Genomic DNA, 22760 nt, shown 5'->3' with positions numbered 1-22760 from the left:
GTTCATCGGGAGGCGGCGCGGATGCTGCCCGGGCGCTAGAAGGCGATGCCCAGCGAAATGTGCGGCCGGATCTGGCGCTTCTGGATGCCATAGGCCAGGTCCAGATTGAGCGTGCCGACCGGGCTGCGCCAGCGCGCGCCGGTGCCGACCCCGTGATAGAAGGTCTTGTTGTTCCAGTTGTCGGCCGCGGCACCGACGTCGTAGAACACCGCCGCGCCCCAGTTCTCGCTGAACCAGCGCTGGTATTCCGAGCTGCCCACGGCCAGGTACTTGGTCGGGTAGACGGTGCCGTTCTGCTCGTTGCCGATGCTCTGGTAGCTGTAGCCGCGCACCGAGTCATTGCCGCCGGTACGGAACAGCAGCGAGGGCGGTACCGCGCCGGCACTGCCTGCGGTGAAGACCCCGCCCAGCTCGGCGCGCAGCACCACGATGTCGCGCTTGCCGACCGGGAGGAACTGCTTGAAACGCCCATACAGCCGCGAGAAGCTTTGGTCGGTCAGCAAGCCCTTGAGCGCGAAGCCGGCTTCCAGCGTCAGCAGATTGCCTTTACGCGGGAAGATCGGATCATCCACATTGCGGCGCGACCACGCGAAGCCCGGCACCAGCGCACGGTGCTTGCCGGGCGTGACGATGGTGTTGGCGGGCAGGGTGCTGCCATCTTCCTGGCTCAGCTCGTCGCGGTAGTAGGTGAGCGAGTAGGTGGTGTCGTAGTTCTCGCTGTTGCGGGCCCGCTTGAAACCGACCTGCTGGCTGCGCAGGTCGATGCCTTCGAGCTTGGTACGGTCGTAAGAAGTGTTGATGCTGTTGACGAAGGCCTTGTCATCCGGCGGCATGGCCAGCGACAGCACGCCGTACTGGCGCTTCTGCTCCAAACGCAGCTGGCTGTCGAAAACGTAGGCCTTGTTGAACACGTTGTAGTGCGAATAGCGGCCTTCGACCTGGGCACCGGTATCGGTGCTGTAGCCGACACCGGCACGCACGCGCTGGGTCGGGAATTCGGTGACCTGCACCTTCACCGGCGTTTGCTCGGGATGCTCGGGATCGTCATCGATGGCCACGATGGCATTGGAAAAATACGGCGTGTTCTGGATCTGCCGCTGCAGGGCCAGCAGACGATTGACGTCATAGGGCTCGCCCACGGTGAGCGGATTGACGTTGCGGATGATGCTTTCCGGATAGCGCCGCGTGCCGGTGATCTGCAAGGGGCCCAGCGTGAACGCCGGGCCGCTGTCATAGCGCACGGCCAGGTCGGCCTGGTGTTCGTCCGGATCGACACGCGCCTCGGAGCTGGCGATGCGGGCGGCGGCGTATTTCTTTTGCTGCAGCTTTTCCAGGCCGGCGTTCTTGGCACGGTTCCAGTCTTCCTGGCGGAAGGGCTGGCCCACGGGCAGCGACCAATCCTCGCGCAGGCGGGCCACGGTCGCCTGATCGTCACGGGCGGCCACGCCGGAGACGCTGACCTCGGCCGAACTGATCTCGGTGCGTGGACCGGGGTCGACGCTGATGGTGATGCGGCGTACGGCCTGCTTGCCTTCGGAACCGGCCTCGGTCTGCGCGCTGACCTTCGTGACCGGGGTGAAATAACCCTCGGTGGAGGTCAGTTCGCGCACCTGGTCGCCGGCGGTATCCATCATGAACTTGAGCTGTTCATCACTGATGTCGTCGCGGTCCTGGTAGCGCGAAATATCGAGGAAATCCTTCAGCAGCGACTGCACCGGCTTGGGCGCGTCGATCTGTACCTTGTAGGCGGCGTGGGCGGTGTCGGCGGCGCAAAATAAAAAGGCGATGGCCAGGCTGCGGGTCCAAGTCATTGATTCACTGCATCATCGGTTGTCGGTTGAGGCGGCCAGCCTGACGCGCCGTGGGGCAAGTCGGGTAGGATGAGGGCTGGCGGCGCACGCCACTGAGGCCTGACCCGCGCGCGGCGCGGATAGTTCCTGGCCGGTGCAGGCGGCGAAAGCTTCCTGTCCGGGTCGTCCCGCGTGTCTCTCGTGACACTGGTTCGTTGCCCCGCCGCTTGCGGTCGTGCCGGAGCAAGGGCTGGATGGCCCTCGCTCCTGTTCATCCCGCTATTGTAATGCCCCGGCAGTGGTTGCCGCGCGGGCAATCTGGCAGCACATCGAAGGAGAATGCAGTGAGCAGCAGTGTCAGTGTGAGTATTGATGCGTATTCGGAAAAGGCGACCTGTGAGCGCCTGATATGGGTGCATCGCTGGACCGACAAGCTGTTGAGCTTCCGCACCACGCGCCCGGCCGGCTATCGTTTCACGGCAGGCCAGTTCGCGCGCCTGGGACTGGAGATCGACGGCGAGGTGGTCTCGCGTGCCTATTCCATCACCTCGGCGGAAGGCGACGACTATCTGGAGTACTACGCCATCATCGTCCCTGAAGGAAAATTCACATCGCGCCTGAACCAGCTCCAGCCGGGCGATGCCGTCTGGGTCGAGAAGCTCAGTTATGGCTTCATGACGGCCGACCGTTTCGTTGATGGCCGGCAGGTGTGGATGCTGGCCACCGGTACCGGGCTGGGGCCTTATGTCGCTATCCTGCAGCAGCCGGAGGTATGGCAGCGGTTCAGCGATCTGGTGGTGGTGCACGGGGTGCGCCAGCGCGAGGAACTGGCCTACGCCGAGACCTTCGCCCGCCTGCAGCAACAGGCCCGTGCGCAAGGGTGGCCGGCGCGCCTGCAGCTGCTGCGTTGCGTGACGCGTGATCCCGCTCTGCCGGGCGAGCCGGGCTGGCTGGCAGGGCGCATCACTACCCTGCTCAAGGACGGCCGGCTTGAACAGGCCAGCGGACTGACCCTGGCAGCCGAACACAGCCGCGTGATGGCCTGCGGCAATCCGGACATGGTCACCGAGGTGCGTGAGCTGCTGCGCGAGCGCGGCATGACGCCCTTGCGGCGCACCGGGGGCGGACAGTTCGTGACCGAGGATTATTGGTGAGATTGCGCTGTGACAGGTGAAGCAACTGAAGCGAGTGAGACAGGTGAGACATCGAAGAAGAGGGTGCGTGAAAACGCAGGTGGACTTCAAACGATGTCGAGCCTTTCAATAAATATCTTTTAGATATCTCCGCTATAAGCCGTAGATAGAATAGTTTCTATTGACACGTCGAATTTATTCGATTTTTTGTGGGAATAACGCAGTTTCCTTTCTATTTTCTCCAGATTTTCTCTATCTCCTAGGAGTGGAATTTTTCGCGATGCCGTTGCGGCATCGCCCTGGGCGGGGGAGTCGACATCGATGCAGACAAATCGAGGGCCGCAAGTCGAGGCGAACCAGGGGAGGATGAGCGAGGGCAATGATGTCGCGGCGTCGCCACCTGTCAGTCAATTGAACCATTTGGGGGTAGCATGAATTTGAAGAAAGTCCTGCACGTTGCCATTGCCGATGATCATCCCATCGTGCTGGGAGCGCTTCGGGGTGAGCTGGCGCGTTTGCCGGAAATCCGCATCGACCTGGAGGTTGAGAATGGCGAGGCGCTGATCAGTGCGCTGAAGCGTTCGCCGTGCGAAATCGTCATTACCGACTTCGCCATGCCGGCCGATGACAGCGACGAGTCGGATGGTTTTGCGCTGGTCAAGCGCTTGAAGACCGAGCATCCGTCGACCAAGGTGATTGTCTACACCGCGATGAACAATGGTGCGGTGATCCGCCGCCTGTATCGCATGGGCGTATTTGCCGTCATCAACAAGCGTGAGAAGACCGACGAGCTGATCAACGCCTGCCTGGCCACGCAGAGCAGCAAGCAGCTGTATTTTCCGGTCTCGCTGCGTGGCGAGCTGGAGATGAGCTGGGCGCAGGGTGAAGGTTTCGGCCTGGTGCGCGAGCTGACCCAGAGCGAACTGGAAGTAGTGCGCCTGTTCGTGGAAGGCCAGTCTCTGGGTGAAATCTGCGTGCGCCTGTCGCGTACGCCCAGCACCATCAGTACCCACAAGAACAATGCCATGCGCAAGCTGGGCCTGAGTACGGATGCTGAACTGATCAAGTATGCGTATTCGACGGGGATGATCAACTGAGGTCTGCGGCCTCCCGGCACCGCAGGGGTGCCGGCTTGGCAGAGAGCAGCCAGACGCACATACAGCGCGCCAAAACAAAAAGCCCGGTCACCAGGACCGGGCTTTTTGCATGAATCTTTGGGGTGGCTGATGGGACTCGAACCCACGACGACAGGAATCACAATCCTGGACTCTACCAACTGAGCTACAGCCACCGTCGACTGTCAGACAGACTTGCGTCCGTCATCAAGTAAGCAAAAGATTATACAAACACTTGCAGGGAATGGCAACATATTTCAATGCAAATTGGCAATTGCCCTGAAATTTCTTTCCGCAGCCCTACCTATCCGCGTCAGCCGCCCGTTTGCGGCTGCAAGGCCTGCACCGGCGGATCAAGCTTGAGCAGTCCCCGGAAAGCCTGTTCCAGCGTCGAGCGGCTGGCCGTGGTAAAGCCCGCCAGCGAACCGGTCGCTGCTTGCGCTTCCAGGCCTTCGGTGGCCAGCAGGCGTTGCAACTGCCGGGTCACGGCCTGGCCGGTATCGATGATGTCGGGAACGCCGCCCGCCAGGCGCTGGCAGACGCTTTCGATGGCTGGTCGCACGAAGGGGTAGTGGGTGCAGCCCAGTACCAGCGTATCGGCCCCTTGTTCCAGCAGCGGACCCAGGTAGCGCTCCAGCAATTGCACCGTGGCCGGCGAATACAGTTCGCCTTTCTCGATCAGGTCCACCAGCCCCACGCAAGCCTGGGGCAGGTAGCGCACCTGATACCGGGCTTCCATCTGCTGCTGCAGCAAGGCAAAGCGCTGGCTGGCCAGCGTGCTGCGGGTGGCCAGCACGCCGACGGTGCCGCTGCGGGTTTGCTGCGCGGCAGGCTTGAGGCCGGGTTCGATGCCTACCACGACCAGTTGTGGCCAGCGCGCGCGTATCGCCTGGATGGCCGCCGCCGTAGCCGTGTTGCAGGCCACCACCAGGGCCTTGATTCCCTGCTCCAGCAAGAAGGACGCGATGGTCAGCGAGCGCTCCACGATCTGTGCCTCGGTCTTGTCACCATAGGGTGCATAGCCGGAGTCGGCGAAGTAGATCAGCTGTTCACGGGGCAGGGTGGAATGAATGTGCCGCAGCACCGACAAGCCGCCGATACCGGAATCGAAAATGCCGACCGCAGCGTTGGCTGCGGCCGGCATCGGGCTAGTGCTGTCGGACCCGGCGGCAGAAGGCGCACTGACCTGCTTGACGGCTTCATTCATGGTGCTGCGCGCGCTCCTGCAACGGGCTCGGCCTGGTATCGAATCAGGCCGTGGTGACGGGAATCTTGGACAGGGACACGCTCTGGGCGATCTTTTCCTTCCATTCGGCCGGCCCGGTGTTGTGCACCGAGATGCCGTTGGCGTCCACGGCCACCGTCACCGGCATGTCCTTGACGTCGAACTCGTAGATCGCTTCCATGCCCAGGTCGGCAAAGCCCAGCACCTTGGCCGACTTGATCGCCTTGGACACCAGGTAGGCCGAACCACCCACGGCCATCAGGTAGGCCGACTTGTGCTTCTTGATCGCCTCGATGGCGGCCGGGCCGCGCTCGGACTTGCCGATCATGGAGATCAGGCCGGTCTGCTCCAGCATCATGTCGGTGAACTTGTCCATGCGGGTGGCGGTGGTCGGGCCAGCCGGACCCACCACTTCGTCGCGCACCGGATCGACCGGGCCGACGTAGTAGATCACGCGATTGGTGAAGTCCACCGGCAGCTTCTCGCCCTTGGCCAGCATGTCCTGGATGCGCTTGTGGGCGGCATCGCGGCCGGTCAGCATCTTGCCGTTCAAGAGCAGGGTCTGGCCCGGCTTCCAGGAGGCGACTTCTTCCTTGGTCAGGGTGTCCAGGTTGACGCGCTTGGACTTCTCGGTGTCGGCCACCCAGTGCACTTCCGGCCAATCCGACAGCGACGGCGGTTCCATGTAGGCCGGGCCCGAACCATCCAGCACGAAGTGGCCGTGACGGGTCGCGGCACAGTTGGGGATCATCGCCACGGGCTTGGAAGCCGCGTGGGTCGGGTGCATCATGATCTTCACATCCAGCACGGTGGTCAGGCCGCCCAGGCCCTGTGCGCCGATGCCCAGTGCATTGACCTTCTCATAGAGCTCGATCCGCAGCTCTTCGGTCTTGTTCTGCGGGCCGCGCTTCAGGAGCTCGTACATGTCGATGTCTTCCATCAGCACTTCCTTGGCCATCAGCATGGCCTTCTCGGCCGTGCCGCCGATACCGATGCCCAGCATGCCCGGCGGGCACCAGCCGGCGCCCATGGTCGGGACCGTCTTGAGGACCCAGTCCACCAGGTTGTCGGAGGGGTTGAGCATGACGAACTTGGTCTTGTTCTCGGAGCCACCGCCCTTGGCGGCAATCTGCACGTCCACGGTGTTGCCCGGCACCAGTTCCATGTGGATCACGGCCGGGGTGTTGTCCTTGGTGTTCTTGCGCTCGAATTGCGGGTCGGCCACGATGGAGGCGCGCAGCACGTTGTCCGGGTGCGAGTAGCCACGGCGCACGCCTTCGTTGACGGCGTCGGCAATCGAGCCCGAGAAGCCCTCGAAGCGCACGCCCATGCCGATCTTCAGGAACACGTTGACGATGCCGGTGTCCTGGCAGATCGGGCGCTTGCCCTCGGCGCACATGCGCGAGTTGGTCAGGATCTGGGCGATCGCATCCTTGGCGGCCGGGCTCTGCTCGGTCTCGTAGGCGCGCGCCAGATGCTGGATGTAATCGGCCGGATGGTAGTAGCTGATGTACTGCAGCGCGGCGGCGACGGATTCGATGAGATCGTCTTGCTTGATGATGGTCATGGCTGGTTCTCTCGGTTTGGATGAGGCAAAGTCAGTGCGGCTTGTCGGAGGGTTCGGAAGGATGCACCATCAGCCGGTCGCAATACGCGATGGCCATGGCCGACAAGAGGAAAGCGATATGGATGCCGGTCTGGGCGATGAGCGTCTTGGCGTCATACAGATTGGCATTGATGAAGGTTTTGAGCAGGTGGATCGACGAGATCCCGATGATGGCCGTGGCCAGCTTGACCTTCAGGACAGAAGCGTTCACATGCGAGAGCCACTCGGGCTGGTCCGGATGGCCTTCCAGGTTCATGCGCGAGACGAAGGTTTCATATCCGCCCACGATCACCATGATCAGCAGGTTGGAAATCATCACCACGTCGATCAAGGCCAATACCACCAGCATGATGGTTTGTTCATTGAGCTTCTCGGGGCGGGTGGCGCCGGGAATGGCGACCGCATCCAGAATGTGGTCCAGCGAACTGGCGCTGCCCATGGCCGCGCCGATCAGGTCCACCAGCTCGACCCAGAAGTGATACACGTAGACGCACTGCGCCAGGATCAGGCCCAGGTAGAGCGGCAGCTGCAGCCAGCGGCTCATGAAAATCAGGTTGGGCAGGATGCCGATCTTGCGGGGAGGCTGGGGCGACGAGTTTTTCATGGGTGTCCGTGCTACGCGTGATTCTGGCTGAGGATGACGATATCCGGTGCGCCGCTGCAGCTGCGTTTGCGTTCACTGTCCGGCTCCGGATTTGGGGCCGTATTCTACACGCCCTTGGCCCATTTCCGGGGCCTGCCCTGCATCCCGCGTGCGCAGTGCCTGCGGGAAACATCGACCTGTGCCAGAATGCCAATATGTTGTCTTGAACATCAGAGAACATCGCAGCGATATGAAGGTCTGCGTCCATGGAGCCAGCCGGGTGCGGTCCTGCCCGGGTTGGCGCAAGGGTGCAGGCATCGCTGTCCCAGCCCTGATGCAAGCGGCCTCCCGCCCGACAGGGGCGCTGCTTGTGTAAGGACTGAGTAAGTGAAACGGCCTATGTTTTGCGGAAAGCAAAAACAAACCTACTGGAGACTACCGTGGCAGACATCGAGACATTCAAGCAAGAGAACCGCGTATTCGCACCCCCGGCCGAGCTGGCCCGTCACGCCGCCATTTCGGGCATGGACGCCTACCAGGCCCTGAACGCCGAATTCGAGAAAGACTACGAAGGTACCTGGGCCAAGCTGGCCAAGGACAACCTCAACTGGCACAAGCCCTTCACCCAGACCCTGGATGAATCCAACGCCCCGTTCTACAAGTGGTTCGCCGATGGCCAGGTGAACGTCTCGTACAACTGCCTGGACGTCAACCTGGAAAACGGCAATGCCGACAAGACCGCCGTCATCTTCGAAGCCGACGACGGCAAGGTGACCCGCGTGTCCTATCGCGAACTGCACCAGAAGGTCTGCCAGTTCGCCAATGGCCTCAAATCGCTGGGCATCAAGAAGGGCGACCGCGTGGTCATCTACATGCCCATGTCGGTGGAAGGTGTGGCGGCCATGCAGGCCTGTGCCCGTATCGGCGCGACGCACTCGGTGGTCTTCGGCGGCTTCTCCGCCAAGTCCCTGCACGAACGCGTGATCGATGCCGGTGCCGTGGCCGTGCTGACCGCCGACTACCAGGTGCGCGGCGGCAAGCAGCTGCCGTTGAAATCGATCGTCGACGAAGCCCTGGCCATGGGCGGCTGCGATACCCTGAAGCACGTGGTGGTCTACAAGCGCGCCGGTGCCGAGATCAACTGGGTCGAAGGCCGTGACCTGTGGCTCTCCGACGTGGTCGCGAACCAGCCCGACACCTGCGAGCCGGAATGGGTGGATGCCGAGCATCCGCTGTTCATCCTCTACACCTCAGGTTCCACCGGCAAGCCCAAGGGCGTGCAGCATTCGTCGGCGGGCTACCTGCTGTGGGCCGTGCTGACCATGAAGTGGACCTTCGACATCAAGCCCGACGATGTCTACTGGTGCACCGCCGACATCGGCTGGATCACCGGCCACACCTACATCGCCTACGGCCCGCTGGCCGTGGGGGCGACCCAGATCGTCTTCGAAGGCGTGCCGACCTATCCGAACGCCGGTCGCTTCTGGGACATGGTGGCGCGCCACAAGGCCACCATCTTCTACACTGCGCCGACGGCGATCCGTTCGCTGATCAAGGCGGCCGATGCGGATGAGAAGGTTCATCCCAAGCAATACGACCTGTCTTCGCTGCGCATCCTCGGTTCGGTGGGCGAGCCCATCAATCCGGAAGCCTGGATGTGGTACTACAAGAACGTTGGCCGCGAGAACTGCCCCATCGTCGATACCTTCTGGCAGACCGAGACCGGCGGCCACATGATTTCGCCGCTGCCGGGTGCCACGCCCCAGGTGCCGGGTTCGTGCACGCTGCCGCTGCCGGGCATCACGGCGGCCATCGTCGACGAGACCGGCAACGACATCCCCAACGGCAATGGCGGCATCCTGGTGGTCAAGCGTCCGTGGCCGTCGATGATCCGCACCATCTGGAACGATCCGGAACGCTTCAAGAAGAGTTACTTCCCGGAAGAACTGGGTGGCAACATCTACCTCGCCGGCGACGGCGCGGTGCGCAACAAGGAGACCGGCTACTTCACCATCACCGGCCGTATCGATGATGTGCTCAACGTGTCGGGTCACCGCATGGGCACCATGGAAATCGAATCGGCGCTGGTGGCCAACAGCATCGTGGCTGAAGCGGCCGTGGTGGGCAAGCCGGATGAAACCACCGGCGAATCGATCTGCGCCTTCGTGGTGTTGAAGCGTCCGCGCCCGACCGGTGAAGAAGCCAAGCAGATCGCCAAGGAATTGCGCGACTGGGTGGCCAAGGAAATCGGCCCCATCGCCAAGCCCAAGGAAATCCGCTTCGGCGACAACCTGCCCAAGACGCGCTCCGGCAAGATCATGCGTCGTTTGTTGCGCGTGCTGGCCAAGGGCGAGGCGATCACCCAGGACGTTTCCACGCTGGAAAATCCGGCCATCCTGGATCAGCTGAAAGAAGCGCAGTAAGCCTGAAGCCGCCGCTGCAAGGCGGTGACAGGCTAGCCGGCAGGGCGGGGCGTTGTCGTATGGACGCCGGGTCCTGCTGGTTTTTTCATGGTCTTTTTGAAAAAGATGCAGAAAAGACTTGGCTTCGGCGAGAAGCTTGCTATAATGCATGGCTTCGCTGAACGCGAACCCGAATCCAGGAGAGGTGGATGAGTGGTTTAAGTCGCACGCCTGGAAAGCGTGTATAGGTTCATAGCCTATCGGGGGTTCGAATCCCCCCCTCTCCGCCACAATGAAAAACCCGCTGATACGTCAGCGGGTTTTTTTTATGCCCGGAATTCTCGACGCCCCCTAAACATTGAGCTCTTCCGCCTATTTCAAAGGTTATGCAGCACCTTTGGCGACACAACTTTCAGTTCCGAGGACTGATCGTGTACTCAGATATGGCTACTATTCCGAGGGCAAATGTATCGCGACTGACCATCGCCACCAATGATCAAATCCCCTCGTTGGATGAATATTCAGCCCTTGAGTTTAAGATCGCATGTAACAACGATGGCCGATACTTCCCCGGGCTGCAAAAACACGCATTTGAAATAAATGATATAAATAATTTTTAAAGACTGGTCGGCGAAGCCGGAGAAGCTCATCCGCCATCTCTTCAACAGGAGCAAGAAATGATCTCAGCAACCGACGTCATCCTGAGACTGAGTGTCTCAGCCGTGCTTGGGAGCCTGATCGGCATTGAACGTGAACGTTTGTCTTGGGCTGCAGGCTTGCGCACCCACATGCTGGTGAGCGTCGGTTCCACGCTCATCATGCTGGTCTCGGCCTACGGCTTTGCGCATATTCTGGAATCCGACAAGGTCGTGCTCGATCCCTCACGCATGGCGGCCCAGGTGGTGTCGGGCATCGGCTTTCTCGGTGCCGGCTCGATTCTGCTGCGCGGGGAAATCATCCGCGGCCTGACCACGGCGGCCAGCCTGTGGACGGTGGCTGCCATCGGGCTGGCGGTCGGTGGCGGAATGTACGTCGCGGCAGTAACCGGTACCTCCATCGTGCTCATCATCCTGGCGGGCATCAAGCCATTGGAGCGGCGCTTTTTCGCAGACAAGCAAAAACGTGGCATCCGCCTGCTGGTGCTGGCCGATACCATCAACATAAGCCATCTTCCCGCCTTGCTGGGCAATGCAGCCACGCGCGTGAGCAAATTCGCCGTCAAGCGCGCCGAGGATGAGCGCTACGACGAGGTCTTCATCATTTTCAGCCGCCTCCCGGAACGCGAGTTCAACAAGGTGATGCAGACCCTCATGCAACGCGAAGGCGTGCAATCTTTCCACCACACGGACGAATAGGCGTTCGCTAACGTTTCAACGTGGCCGCGCCACCTTGGTGAGACCCTCGTGCCATCGGGATTTCAATCTCAATGAAGCGTAACGTCATCGCTGGACGTGAGCCCGGCGCTGTGCATCAGAGCTTCACGTTCCTCAATGAACAGCAGAAATTCCATATGGTTTCTGGCACTGATCCATGCTGCCACCGAGCGCATGTTGCAGCTGGCCGGGGAACTCGTCTGCGCGGCGATCAAGGCCCCCAGGTAGTGCCGGATCTCGTGGGATTCCGAGCCGGCTGCATGCATCGCCACCAGACAATTGCGGGTGGCCGAACGGATGAGGTCACCGACGATCAGATTGGCCCCGGCCATCTCGGCCAGTTTCCTGACGATCAATACATATCTGCCAGCGATATCCTCTGCAAAACTGTTTAGCATCATTTCTCCTCTGCCCAGACCTTACCGCGCTTTGTTGACGCAACACCATCGGGATAATCCTGACCCGCCTTCTCATCAAGCGGGAGACGGCCCGTCTCTTCTCAGGCAATCTCTGATGGCGAGGCCTGCCGGTGCGAACAATAATGGCATCACGAGACGTCACCGTTCAGGGGAGAACCATGCAAGCGTGTCCGATCAAGGTGGCGTCCAGAGCGGCCAAGGGCTTCGTGGCCGCCGTCTGCATCATCATCCTCATTCTGGAAGCCTGGACCAGCTGGCATGAACACACGGCCGAGATGGAGGAATCCTTCCGCTCCACCGCCAACATGGCGCTGGCGCTGTCCCAGCACGCCGACCAGGCGCTGGACGAGGTCGACATCGTCCTCAAGGCCGTGATGGAGCAGGTACCGGGCAAGCCGCTCGCCGTGGCCGGCAATGAGCGGCTGCACAACTTTCTGGTGCGAACCGTCGGCGAGGTACCGCAACTGGCAGGCCTGTTCATCTATGACGAAAAAGGGAAGTGGCTGGCCTCTTCGCAGCCGGTCCTGGAAACGCGCTTCAACAACAGCGACCGTGATTATTTCCGTCACCATCAGGCCAATCGCCTCGATTCTCCCTTCATCGGCAAGCCCATCCGCAGCAAGTCCACCGGCCACTGGGTGCTCACCATGAGCCGCCGCGTCAACAAGCCCGATGGCTCGTTTGGCGGCGTCGTCCTGGCCACGCTGGACATCCAGTTCTTCGAGCGCTTCTATCAGAAGTTCGATATCGGCCAGCAAGGCGTCGTGCTGTTCGGTGCCAACGACGCCACCATTCTCTATCGGCGGCCGCTGCGCCCGGACTCCATGGGCAAGTCACTCGCGCAATCCCCCCTGATCCAGCAATACGTCAAGCTGCAGGACCAGGGAGTGGTCGAGCTGCGCTCCACGCAGGATGGGGTTCTGCGCATCAACGGCTTCAAGCATCTCAGCAATTACCCGCTCTTCGTCATCGTCGGCGTATCGAAGGAGGAGATCCTGCAGAGCTGGACACGGCACATCATGGTGCGTGCACTGGGCATTGCCTTGCTGCTGTTGGCCATCTGGTACGGCGGCAACAAGATGGTCGCGCAGGTAGCACTGAGGGAGCGCGCGCAAGCCGAAGCAGTGCGGGCACAAGCCGAGCTGGAAACCATGTTCGAATTGCTGCAGAAACAGTCGCGCCGTGACGGTCTGACCGGTGCCATCAATCGCCGTCATTTCGATGAATTGCTGGAGGCGGAAGCGGCGCGTTTCGCGCGCGTGGGCGGGGCGTTCTCACTGCTCATGATCGATGTCGATCACTTCAAGCAATACAACGATCACTATGGCCACGTGGTGGGCGATGTCTGCCTGCGCAACATCGCCGCGGCCATCTCCGGGGCGGCACAGCGCGAGATTGATACGGTGGCGCGTTACGGTGGCGAAGAATTTTCCGTACTGCTGCCGGAATGTGGCAGTGCCGGTGCCCTCGTGGTGGCGGAACGAATTGGTGCGGCCGTGAGGGCCATGGGCATTCCGCACGCGAGGAGCGACAAGGGCCGGGTCACGGTCAGCATCGGCATCACATCCATCACGTCTGCGGAGGGCTTCTCCTATCAACCGCGCGAACTGATCGAAAACGCCGACAAGGCGCTCTACCAAGCCAAGGACACGGGGCGTGACCGGGCAGTCTTCCGCGAATTCATCGGCCGGAAACCGATGCTGGCCTGGTCGGCCTAGTCAGGAAGGTAGAACCTTACTCCGGCTTCTGCTCTTGCCGCTCATCGTCGGCGGCATTCGGGCTTTTCTCCACCAGCACGCCTCCCCGTCCCATGCGCTGGATGCCGGCCGGGGCGTTCAGTGGCGGCTGTCCACCTAGCGTACCTTCATGGCCCTCGGGCTCTTTCTCGAAATGGGTCTGCGTGGCCCCTTCCTTGGGACGTCGTGGCTGGTTCTCGTCACGTTCAATGTCATGCCGGTCAGTATGGTCAGGCTGGTTCATGGTGGTCTCCTTGAAATCACAAGGTAGACCGTTCGCTTGCATCGCGTTATCGGAGTCCCCCGCACAATGGCGTCAGCCAGGCACCGACAAGCCTCAATCGGCGTCGTCCATCACGCGCAAGGCGCGTTTCCGGATCTTTTCCATGGCGCGCATCAAGGCCTCGCGTTCGCTGCAGCTCAGAGCTTGCAGGAGATGGGCTTCGCGCTCTTCCACCACCGGCACGATCTTGCTGTACAGCTTGCGTCCCTGCGCCGTGGGCTTGACGATGCGCGCGCGGGCGTCATCCGGGCTGGGCTGCCGCAGCACCAGGCCATCCTGTTCCATGCGCGCCAGCGCACGGCTGACCTGCATCTTGTCCAGTGAGGTATGGGGCACCAGATCACTGGCCTGCATCTGGCCCTCTTCGGCCAGGGCCGCCAGGATGCGCCATTCGTCGCGGCTCAGGCCGAAGCGATCGGCATAGACCTCTGCCACCGAACGGCTCACCGCCTCGGCCAGCTGGGCCAGTTGATAGGGGAAAAAATCTTGCAGTTTCATTCCGACATGGTAACAGACGTTACCAAGTCGACACGGCAGCAGCACGCTTGATCCACATCAATGACCCTGCACGCGAGGACCTTCCTGCCCCTGCCGCACGTTGACCCTGAGCGAGCCTCGTCAATATAGTAACAACCGTTACTAATTCAAACACAAAGACGAAGCCCTCAAGGAGACTGCCATGAAGATCGATCGCATCCATCACGTTGCCTACCGCTGCAAGGACGCCAGAGAAACCGTGCTCTGGTACCAGAAATATCTGAACATGGATTTCATCCTGGCCATCGCCGAAGACCAGGTACCCTCGACCAAGGCCCCCGATCCCTACATGCACATCTTCCTCGATGCCGGGCAGGGCAATGTGCTGGCCTTCTTCGAGATCCCTAATTCACCGCCCATGGGGCGCGACTCCAATACCCCGGCCTGGGTGCAGCACATTGCCTTCAAGGTGGACAGCGAGGCCACCCTCAGGGAGGTCATGCAGCGTCTGCAGGCCGATGGCATCGAGGTGGTGGGCATCACCGATCACACCATCTTCAAATCCATCTATTTCTTCGATCCCAGCGGCCACCGCGTCGAACTTGCTGCCGATTGCGCCAGTCCGCAGCAGCTGCAGCGGCTGGACGAAGTCAAATGGGACATGCTGGACGAATGGTCACGCACCCGCCGCGCACCGAAACATGCCGCCTGGATGCATGTGCAGGAATTCACGGCAGCCGGTCACTGATCCGATAAAAAATTGACAGCGCCATCCCCCCCGATGATCCCAAGGAGACACCATGCAAAGCACCTACACCTATCCCCGTTTCGCCTATCAAGCCTCGGATGAGCAGCGCAGCGGCCAGCCGCAGCGCCACCCGGTGGTCATCATCGGTGCCGGTCCCATCGGCCTGACTGCTGCCCTGGAGTGCGCCGCGCGCGGCCTGCCCGCCGTCGTGCTGGATGACAATGACACCGTGAGCATCGGTTCGCGTGCGGTCTGCTATGCCAAGCGTCCGCTGGAGATCTGGGATCGTCTGGGCGTGGCGCAGCGCATGGTGGACAAGGGCGTGGGCTGGCAGCTGGGCAAGGTATTTTTTGAGGATCGCCAGGTCTACCAGTTCGACCTGCTGCCCGAGGCCGGCCACCGGATGCCGGCCATGATCAACCTGCAGCAATACTATCTGGAAGAGTATCTGGTAGAAGCCTGCACGGCACATCCGCTCATCGACCTGCGCTGGAAGCATGCGCTGGTGGCCCTGAAGCAGGATGACGACGGTGCCACCCTGACCGTGGAAACGCCCGACGGCAGCTTCACCATGCAGGCCGACTGGATCATCGCCTGCGACGGTGCCAACAGCGATACGCGCAAGATGGTCGGTGCGCAGTTCACCGGCCAGTTCTTCCAGGACCGCTTCCTCATCGCCGATGTCATCATGAAGGCGGACTTCCCGACCGAGCGCTGGTTCTGGTTCGATCCGCCTTTCCATCGCGGCCAGAGCGTGTTGCTGCACAAGCAGTGCGACAACGTCTGGCGCATCGATTTCCAGCTCGGCTGGGACGCCGATCCCGAGGAAGAAAAGAAGCCCGAAAATGTCATCCCGCGTATTCAGGCGATGCTGGGGCCAGAGGTGGAATTCGAGCTGGAATGGGTTTCCGTCTACCAGTTCGCCTGCCGCCGCATCGACAACATGCGCTACCAGCGCGTGCTCTTTGCCGGTGACGCTGCGCATCAGGTATCTCCCTTCGGGGCGCGCGGTGCCAATACCGGCGTGCAGGACATAGACAACCTGATCTGGAAACTCAAGCTGGTCATCGATGGCCAGGCCCCGGTCAGCTTCATCGACAGCTATCACGAAGAGCGCGCTTTCGCGGCCGACGACAACCTGCGCCAGTCCACTCGTTCCACCGATTTCATCACACCCAAGAGCCGTGCCAGCCGCGTGCTGCGCGATGCCGTCCTGACGCTGGCCGAGCACGAACCGTTCGCCCGCACGCTGGTCAACAGCGGCCGCCTGTCCACGCCGACGCCTTATGTGAGTTCGTCCCTGAACACCCCCGACAGCGTGCCGTTCGGCGAGCGCATGGTCCCCGGCACGCCCTGCGCGGATGCGCCGGTGCGGCAGGGGAGCCGGCCCGGATGGCTGCTCAGTCAGCTGGGCGAAGGCTTCACGGTGCTGGTATTCGGTGCGGGAGATTTCCCCGTCAGTCTGCAGGCAGCGGGTCTGGAGATTCCGGTCAAGACCATCGGTCCCGCCGGTTCCGGGGCCCTGCTGGAGGATGTGCAGGGACTGGCCGCGCAGCGCTATGCTGCGCACGAAGGATGCGCTTACCTGATCCGGCCGGACCAGCACGTGGCGGCCCGCTGGTCCCGCTTCGACCCGCTGCAGATCGCTGCCGCCGTCAACCGCTGCGTCGGTCACTGCATGGTGCAGGCCGCCTGCGCCTGACGGGCGCGCTTGAGGTGATACATGCCCTGGTCGGCGCAAGCCAGCAGGGCATCCATCGACTTGCCGTCATCGGGATAGCGTGCATGGCCCAGGCTCGCGCTCACCGTCAGCATCGTCTGGCCGATCTGGAAGGGGGCAGCGAGCGCCTGGGTGAGCTTGTCGCGGATGATGCGGATGTCGCCGCTGGCGACGATGTCGGTGAGCACCACGAATTCATCACCGCCAATGCGGGCGATGGTATCCGCATGCCGCAGGCTCGCCCCCAGTCGTTCGCCGATCTGCAGCAACAGCAGATCACCGGCGGCGTGGCCGTGGCGATCGTTGACCAGCTTGAAACCATCCAGATCCAGGAACAGCACCGCGAAGCTGCCCTGTGCGCGCTCGGCGCGGGCGATCGCAGCAGCGATGCGTTGCTCCAGCAGGCTGCGGTTGGGCAGGCCGGTGAGGCCGTCGTAGAGCGCCTGCTGGCGCAGGCCGTCATTGGCGGCGCGGGCTTCGCGCAATTGCCGGTGCAGCTCGCGGCAACGGCCGCGCGCGGATGCCAGCAATGCGCCCAGCGTGCCCGCCAAGCCCAGTGAGGCGACGGCACCGAGGCCATCCAGTGAAGCGCCGGTCCAGACCCGCTGGACCAGCCTGAACCATTCGCCGTTATCCATCCCAAACATAAAAGACCGCGCTTTCTTTCATTGCCACGCAGATGAACCCTCTGCCATAGATGTTCCGGATCTCGAAACGGGCATGCGCCAATTGCCCCAGCTTCTTCCGGAGGCGATAGATGATGGTGTCGATGCGATGCGGATCGATGATCTCGGCCGTGATGTTGAGCGCATGCATCAGGTGTTCCACGCTGACCGGGAAGTGCGGGCTGAGGAACAGCGTCGTCAGGACCGCGCATTCCCGCTCGCTCAGCGCCACCCGTTCGTTGTGCGGACTGACCAGCGTGCCGCGGCGGCGATACAGGGTCCAGGCTTCTGCACTGCCTGCGGTCGGCGCATGGAGGATGCGCAGGCGTCGCAGGAAGGAGCGGATGGTCGCCAGCAGCAGGCCTTGCCGGATCGGTTTGTGCAGGATGTAATCGGCACCGTCGTGCAGGGCTTTCTCCTGCGCATCCTCGCTGAGCTGTTCGCCGATGACGACGATGCCGAGCATCGGAAACTTCTGCCGCAGATCGGCCACCAGCGGAAGCAAGCTGATGGTGAACCGGTGCGTCTCGATGATCAGGACAGCAGGCTTTTTTTTTGAATCTCGCCTTCCAGTTCCGACAAGGCCGCCACCGCCCGTACCGGCAAGCCGCTGGCATGCAAGGCCTTGAGCACAACGCCGGCTCCCTCGCCTGGATGCTCTACGATTAACACTGCCACGTCGTTCACATCCCCAAAATGAAACAACCCTGATAGTCCGCTCTTAACGGATGAGTATCATTATTGGTTACGTTATACCTGCTTTTGTGTAGCGGGAGTTTCACAGAAAATCTCGATTTTGTTATCAATTTGAAAGGCGCGGCGCGATCATTCCGCGCCTTGTGGCCGACCGCAAAAATGCGCCCATTGGCGTTTGCAGGCGAAAAAAAACGGCAACCCGCAGGTTGCCGTTCTTATGTTGCAAGCTGCCGGGAAGGTGGCAGCCAGGCGACAGGCGTGCTGTCGAAACACACGCAAGGCTCAGTAGATGTCCAATCCGAAATACTGTGCCACGTCGCCTTCGGTCCAGTCCTTGATGACATCGCGCTCCAGCAGCACGCGATATTCTGAACGCTGCAGGCCGTCGTTCTGCTGGACGATGCGGCTCTCCAGCGTATAGATGGTCTGGTGGATGCGGGTGGTCATCGAGGCATGTTTGATGATGCTGCCCGCTTGCGGTTCTTGTTGTTCGTCATTGGCAGGGATATCCATCAGCGTCCTCTCATTTCATCTGTGCGCGCCGCGCCAGGATCTTTTCGATCTTTTCCTTGAGCGTGGTGGCGTTGAAGGGTTTGACGATATAGCCATCCGCACCTTCCTGGGCTGCCGTGACGATGTTTTCCTTCTTGGCTTCGGCCGTGATCATCAGCACCGGCAGATGCGCCAGAGAAGGGGTGGAGCGGATCTTCTTGAGCAGGGTCAGGCCATCCATGACCGGCATGTTCCAGTCGGTCAGGACGAAGGTGATGTTGGAGGCGCCGGATTCCAGAATCTTCAGGGCCGTGGAGCCGTCATCGGCTTCCACGATCTTGGTGTATTCGAGTTCCTTGAGCAGGCCGCTGACGATGCGGCGCATCGTCGAAAAATCATCGACGACGAGAAAGTGTTGGTCTGTATCAGCCATGGTGAAAAGCTACCTTGAGGGAAAGGTGTAATGCGCAACAAACAGCAAATCGCGTGCCGGTGCTCGATTGAACGGCAGCGTCGACGGGACCGGCCGGCGCTGCCGTACAACGGAGCACCGGGGCCGGCCGGAGCGATTGCCGCGCAGCGCGCGGTCGTGGAGGATCAGCGGATCAGTTGCTCAGTGCCCACTTGCCTGCGCTGTTCTTGCAGTAACGCAATTTCAGCGGTTCGGTGCCACGCTTGCTGGTGACCACCAGGTCCACATTGGCGCAGGGCGGGGTGCTTTGCTCGAAGGCCGGGGTGATCTTGGCCGTGGTGGAGGGCTTGGGGCCATCGGTCCACTGCGAGGTCTTGCCGCTCACGCCGGCGTCCAGGGACGCGGTGATGGCGGCATACAGGGAATTGATCTGTTCTTTCTTCAGATCGGCCACGGCCGTGTTGGAGAAGAAGTCCAGATTGGCCTGCGCGTGTGCCTGATGGCTCAGGACCGCGGCGCAGATCAGGCCAGCGTGGGCGGCCAGCTTCAGGAAGCGGAAGCGGGAGGGGGTACGCTTGTTCATGGCTTGCTCGTTTCTCAATATCGGGGGGTAAGTGGCGTCATCCGCCATCGGGGGGAATGGCGGCGACGTTCCAGCCACTGTTTATACCAGAAGTCACGGTGCGCCCAAACTTGTGCTTGCACGGTAAAGGTCCCGCTTTTCCTGCTTTGCGCTACGATGCGGCTCGTCATAATGCGCCAGACTGATGTCGTTACGTACACGATGCTTGCGCCGCAATTGCTCCGTGCACAGGCCATGCAAACGATTGCAGTGATTCATTTCCAATACAAGAAAAGGGGAAGCGATGAAGTCATGTGTGATGCGTGCCGGCCTGGTCCTGGGCGCACTGAGCGCCATGTTGTCCATCCTGCCAGTTGCGGCATCGGCCCAGGCCCCCGCTACCCCGGCGGTGCAGGCGGTGGCCTCCGGCGTTCGCTATCAGCTGATCGGCCGCTGGGATGTTGACAAGCTCAACACCATTCTGCAAAAGGATACGCCGGCATTCTCCGGTGTCCCCGTCAATTACTCCCCCGCACGCAATGCCGTGCGGCTCTATCGCATCACGTATCCTTCCGTGATCCCGGAGCGCGGCAACCAGCCTATCCTGGCCTCGGGCTTGCTGGCGTTGCCGGATACGCCTGCCCAATCCTATTCGCTGGTGTCCTATCAGCATGGCACCGTGTATGAAAGGCAGCAGGTGCCGTCCTTCCCCGAACAATCGCCCGAAACGCAGTTGATGATTGCCCAGTTCGCCGGGCAGGGCTATGCGCTCATCGGCGCCGATTATTTCGGCATGGGCATTTCCAGCGAGCCGGAAGGCTACATGGTCAAGGGCAGCCACCAGCAAGCCACCTATGACATGCTGCTGGCCGCGCGCAGCGTGCTGGCCAGCATGGGGGGGCGCGAGGACAAGCTGTTTCTCTCCGGGTGGTCGCAGGGTGGTTTCGTGACCATGGCCTTCCTTGAAAAACTGGAAGCGGCCGGCGTCAAGGTCGATGCGGCCACCACCGCCAGTGCACCGCTGGACGTGTTCGCGCTGCTCGAAGGATTTCTCACCTTTCCTCGCCCCAATGATGCGGCCTGGCTCAACAGCATCGTGATCCTGTCAGCCTTTGCCTTCGAAAATTATTACGGTGTGCCGGGGTTGGCGCGCTCGGTGCTCACTGATGCGGCCTACCCGGTCGCCAAGAATGCCTACGATCGGCAGCCCTTCAATGTGGCCGACATTCCGACCGACCTGCACAAGCTGATGCGGCCGGAATATTTTGACCCGCAGTATTTCGCCCGGTCCGCCTATGGCCGCCTGATCGCGACCACCCAAGCCTATCGCTGGGTGATCCGTTCCGACGTGCGCAATTACTATGGCGAAACGGATGAGGCCATCACTCCGGGCGTGGGCCGTATGGCCATGACCTATGCACAGGCCATGGGTTCGGGAAACACGCGGGTACAGGCGGTCTCCACCGGACCGACTACCCATCGCGGCACCTTTGCCACCGCAGTGCCAGCGTGGAAGCGCTGGTTCGATGAGGAGGTGGCGGGCCGGTAGCGCACCGCCTGAGGAGGTGGTGGCGCAGGCCGGATGGCAGGACGCAAGGGCCGAGCAGACCTGTCTCTGCCCCTCTGTTCCGCCCTGAGGCGGGAGCTCGGCAGGATTATCATTCCGGCACCGGTACCCCGCCGGCCTCGACTCTTCTTACTCCACAATCCACATGAATCCTCTCCGCCGTCTCCGCCTTGGCCCCCGCCTGGCTGCGGGCTTTGCCGCCCTCCTTTTGTTGCTGGTGATCATCACCTTCATCGGCATCACTCGCATGTCTTCGCTGGACACTACCTCGTCCCAACTGAGCGGTGACATTTATCCCAAGGTCAATGCGGCCCAGAAGATGCAGTACCTGATGATGAATATCGCCCGTTCGGCGCGCAACATCATCATCCTGGACGATGATGCGCAGATGGCCAGCAACAAGCAGTCCATCGACAAGGACCTGGCGGAATTCCAGAAGGCGCTCGAATTTGTCCGCACCCACGTGGTGACCGACGAGGGCCGCCGTCTTGCTGCCCAGGCCGATGAGCAAAGCAAGGCGTATTTCGCTTTCACGGGCGATGTGGTGGCCCTTGGTCTGAAAAACCAGAACATCGAAGGACAGCGCCTGCTGTTCGGTCCGCGCTACAAGACCCAGGGTGATCTGCTGGCCACGCTGCAGCAACTGGTGACCCTGTTCGAGGGACAGATGCGTTCGGCCACCGAGGCCGCCCATGCGACTTACGTTACTTCTGCAACTATCCTCGGCGTCTCGGCGGCGGTGGCGATTCTGCTGGGCCTGATCGCTGCACTGGCCATCAGCCGCTCCATCACCGTACCGATGGCCGATGCCGTCGATGCGGCTCGCAAGGTGGCCAATGGCGACCTGACCAAGACCATCACCGACAGCGCACCGGATGAAACCGGCGACCTGCTCGGTGCGTTGCGCGAGATGAATACGTCACTGGTCGACATCGTTTCGAACGTGCGCACCGGTGCCGATACCATCGCCACCGCGTCGCAGGAAATCGCTGCCGGTAACCAGGACCTGTCGGCACGCACCGAACACCAGGCCAGTTCGCTGGAAGAAACCGCTTCCTCGATGGAGGAACTGACTTCCACCGTCCAGCAGAACAGCGCCAATGCCCGCCAGGCCGCGGAAATGGCACAAGCCGCCTCGCACATCGCCGGGCAGGGCGGTGAGATCGTCGGCGACGTGGTCAGCACCATGGATGCCATCGATGCCTCCGCCCGCAAGATCGTGGACATCATCGGCGTGATCGACGGCATTGCCTTCCAGACCAACATCCTGGCGCTCAACGCCGCGGTGGAAGCGGCACGTGCAGGCGAGCAGGGACGCGGCTTTGCCGTGGTCGCTACCGAAGTGCGCAGCCTGGCCCAGCGTTCGGCGGCGGCCGCCAAGGAGATCAAGGTCCTCATCGGCGACTCTGTGGAGAAGGTCGACTCGGGTGCGCAACTGGTCAAGAAGGCCGGCCAGACCATGGATGAGATCGTGCAGAGCGTGGCCCAGGTCAATACCATCATCGGCCAGATCAGCGCCGCCGGTGAAGAGCAGCGCGCCGGCATCGAGCAGGTACACCAGGCCGTGGCGCAGATGGATGAGGTTACCCAGCAGAATGCGGCGCTGGTCGAGGAGGCGGCCGCCGCTTCACGCTCCATGCAGGGACAGGCCGCCGAACTGGCCGAGAAAGTGGCCGTCTTCCGCTTGCCACAGCAGGCAAGGGGTGCGTAGGGATAAGTCGCCGGGACGGCTCAGGCCGCCTAAGCCCCAGGAAAG

At 61.7% G+C, this 22760-nt stretch carries 22 protein-coding genes and 2 tRNA genes; 10 read left to right on the top strand and 14 right to left on the bottom strand.

Features of this window, described 5'->3' with window-relative positions:
* Positions 1–35: 35 nt before the first annotated feature.
* Positions 36–1811 carry an autotransporter assembly complex family protein gene (locus tag MKD49_RS16500; protein WP_252696848.1) on the bottom strand — a complete coding sequence of 592 codons (1776 nt, stop codon included), beginning with the start codon at positions 1809–1811 and terminating at the stop codon, positions 36–38.
* Positions 1812–2134: 323 nt separating this feature from the next.
* On the opposite strand from MKD49_RS16500, the gene MKD49_RS16495 reads away from it, so the two are divergent.
* Both MKD49_RS16495 and MKD49_RS16490 read left to right on the top strand, forming a co-directional pair.
* A complete protein-coding gene (locus tag MKD49_RS16495; protein WP_252696847.1) occupies positions 2135–2944 on the top strand; it encodes an FAD-binding oxidoreductase in 810 nt (269 codons plus the stop codon).
* A 410-nt stretch (positions 2945–3354) separates the two neighbouring features.
* A complete protein-coding gene (locus MKD49_RS16490; protein WP_039786075.1) occupies positions 3355–4020 on the top strand; it encodes a response regulator transcription factor in 666 nt (221 codons plus the stop codon).
* A gap of 118 nt (positions 4021–4138) precedes the next feature.
* Here MKD49_RS16490 and MKD49_RS16485 read toward each other — a convergent pair.
* The 4 genes from MKD49_RS16485 to MKD49_RS16470 all read right to left on the bottom strand — a co-directional run bounded on the left by MKD49_RS16485 (position 4139) and on the right by MKD49_RS16470 (position 7473).
* Positions 4139–4214 (bottom strand) — tRNA-His (locus MKD49_RS16485).
* 137 nt (positions 4215–4351) lie between these two features.
* Positions 4352–5245 carry a glutamate racemase gene (murI, locus tag MKD49_RS16480; RefSeq protein WP_252696846.1) on the bottom strand — a complete coding sequence of 298 codons (894 nt, stop codon included), beginning with the start codon at positions 5243–5245 and terminating at the stop codon, positions 4352–4354.
* A gap of 43 nt (positions 5246–5288) precedes the next feature.
* Positions 5289–6830, bottom strand: a complete 1542-nt coding sequence (locus MKD49_RS16475; protein WP_075257626.1) for a fumarate hydratase — start codon at positions 6828–6830, stop codon at positions 5289–5291.
* 31 nt (positions 6831–6861) lie between these two features.
* The gene (locus MKD49_RS16470; RefSeq protein WP_039786063.1) at positions 6862–7473 is read right to left on the bottom strand and encodes a YqhA family protein; all 612 of its coding nucleotides are present in this window, start codon (positions 7471–7473) and stop codon (positions 6862–6864) included.
* A gap of 419 nt (positions 7474–7892) precedes the next feature.
* On the opposite strand from MKD49_RS16470, the gene acs reads away from it, so the two are divergent.
* The 3 genes from acs to MKD49_RS16455 all read left to right on the top strand — a co-directional run bounded on the left by acs (position 7893) and on the right by MKD49_RS16455 (position 11209).
* A complete protein-coding gene (gene acs, locus MKD49_RS16465) occupies positions 7893–9875 on the top strand; it encodes an acetate--CoA ligase (RefSeq protein WP_121038665.1) in 1983 nt (660 codons plus the stop codon).
* A 178-nt stretch (positions 9876–10053) separates the two neighbouring features.
* Positions 10054–10144, top strand: a tRNA-Ser gene (locus tag MKD49_RS16460).
* 387 nt (positions 10145–10531) lie between these two features.
* Positions 10532–11209 (top strand): MgtC/SapB family protein, encoded by a 678-nt coding sequence (locus MKD49_RS16455; protein WP_252696845.1) that lies wholly within the window; start codon positions 10532–10534, stop codon positions 11207–11209.
* A 68-nt stretch (positions 11210–11277) separates the two neighbouring features.
* Here MKD49_RS16455 and MKD49_RS16450 read toward each other — a convergent pair whose 3' ends face one another.
* On the bottom strand, positions 11278–11628 hold the full coding sequence (locus MKD49_RS16450; protein ID WP_252696844.1) for a hypothetical protein: 351 nt from the start codon (positions 11626–11628) through the stop codon (positions 11278–11280).
* Positions 11629–11804: 176 nt separating this feature from the next.
* Between MKD49_RS16450 and MKD49_RS16445 the strand changes: the two genes are divergently transcribed.
* Entirely contained in the window at positions 11805–13364 is a 1560-nt protein-coding gene (locus MKD49_RS16445) for a sensor domain-containing diguanylate cyclase (RefSeq protein WP_252696843.1), read from the top strand.
* Positions 13365–13380: 16 nt separating this feature from the next.
* Here the strand turns inward: MKD49_RS16445 and MKD49_RS16440 are convergent, their stop codons facing one another.
* Positions 13381–13626 (bottom strand): hypothetical protein, encoded by a 246-nt coding sequence (locus tag MKD49_RS16440; protein ID WP_121038674.1) that lies wholly within the window; start codon positions 13624–13626, stop codon positions 13381–13383.
* Positions 13627–13719: 93 nt separating this feature from the next.
* Positions 13720–14163: a MarR family winged helix-turn-helix transcriptional regulator gene (locus MKD49_RS16435; RefSeq protein ID WP_252696842.1), complete on the bottom strand. Its 444-nt coding sequence runs from the start codon at positions 14161–14163 to the stop codon at positions 13720–13722.
* Between the two features lie 181 nt (positions 14164–14344).
* Between MKD49_RS16435 and MKD49_RS16430 the strand changes: the two genes are divergently transcribed.
* Both MKD49_RS16430 and MKD49_RS16425 read left to right on the top strand, forming a co-directional pair.
* Positions 14345–14890 carry a VOC family protein gene (locus tag MKD49_RS16430; RefSeq protein WP_209568501.1) on the top strand — a complete coding sequence of 182 codons (546 nt, stop codon included), beginning with the start codon at positions 14345–14347 and terminating at the stop codon, positions 14888–14890.
* 52 nt (positions 14891–14942) lie between these two features.
* The gene (locus MKD49_RS16425) at positions 14943–16592 is read left to right on the top strand and encodes an FAD-dependent oxidoreductase (protein ID WP_252696841.1); all 1650 of its coding nucleotides are present in this window, start codon (positions 14943–14945) and stop codon (positions 16590–16592) included.
* Here the strand turns inward: MKD49_RS16425 and MKD49_RS16420 are convergent.
* The 6 genes from MKD49_RS16420 to MKD49_RS16395 all read right to left on the bottom strand — a co-directional run bounded on the left by MKD49_RS16420 (position 16562) and on the right by MKD49_RS16395 (position 19458).
* Positions 16562–17257 (bottom strand): GGDEF domain-containing protein, encoded by a 696-nt coding sequence (locus MKD49_RS16420; RefSeq protein WP_252696840.1) that lies wholly within the window; start codon positions 17255–17257, stop codon positions 16562–16564. The genes MKD49_RS16425 and MKD49_RS16420 overlap by 31 nt on opposite strands.
* Positions 17241–17741, bottom strand: a complete 501-nt coding sequence (locus tag MKD49_RS16415) for a winged helix-turn-helix domain-containing protein (protein WP_034339558.1) — start codon at positions 17739–17741, stop codon at positions 17241–17243. The genes MKD49_RS16420 and MKD49_RS16415 overlap by 17 nt, the downstream gene beginning before the upstream one ends.
* A 68-nt stretch (positions 17742–17809) precedes the next feature.
* Entirely contained in the window at positions 17810–17953 is a 144-nt protein-coding gene (locus MKD49_RS16410) for a hypothetical protein (RefSeq protein ID WP_158601237.1), read from the bottom strand.
* A 300-nt stretch (positions 17954–18253) separates the two neighbouring features.
* Positions 18254–18484, bottom strand: a complete 231-nt coding sequence (locus tag MKD49_RS16405; protein WP_134134888.1) for a hypothetical protein — start codon at positions 18482–18484, stop codon at positions 18254–18256.
* 10 nt (positions 18485–18494) lie between these two features.
* Positions 18495–18896, bottom strand: coding sequence for a response regulator (locus tag MKD49_RS16400; protein WP_034339540.1), 402 nt, complete (start codon positions 18894–18896; stop codon positions 18495–18497).
* A gap of 172 nt (positions 18897–19068) precedes the next feature.
* Positions 19069–19458: a hypothetical protein gene (locus tag MKD49_RS16395; RefSeq protein ID WP_252696839.1), complete on the bottom strand. Its 390-nt coding sequence runs from the start codon at positions 19456–19458 to the stop codon at positions 19069–19071.
* Positions 19459–19741: 283 nt separating this feature from the next.
* Between MKD49_RS16395 and MKD49_RS16390 the strand changes: the two genes are divergently transcribed.
* Both MKD49_RS16390 and MKD49_RS16385 read left to right on the top strand, forming a co-directional pair.
* Positions 19742–20986: an alpha/beta hydrolase gene (locus MKD49_RS16390; protein WP_252696838.1), complete on the top strand. Its 1245-nt coding sequence runs from the start codon at positions 19742–19744 to the stop codon at positions 20984–20986.
* Between the two features lie 163 nt (positions 20987–21149).
* On the top strand, positions 21150–22715 hold the full coding sequence (locus MKD49_RS16385) for a methyl-accepting chemotaxis protein (protein WP_121038698.1): 1566 nt from the start codon (positions 21150–21152) through the stop codon (positions 22713–22715).
* The last annotated feature ends 45 nt before the right edge of the window (positions 22716–22760 follow it).

It is taken from the genome of Herbaspirillum sp. WGmk3 (genome assembly GCF_023952535.1).
Classification (GTDB): Bacteria; Pseudomonadota; Gammaproteobacteria; order Burkholderiales; family Burkholderiaceae_D; genus Herbaspirillum; species Herbaspirillum huttiense.
This window is presented reverse-complemented; position numbering and strand designations above follow the sequence as displayed.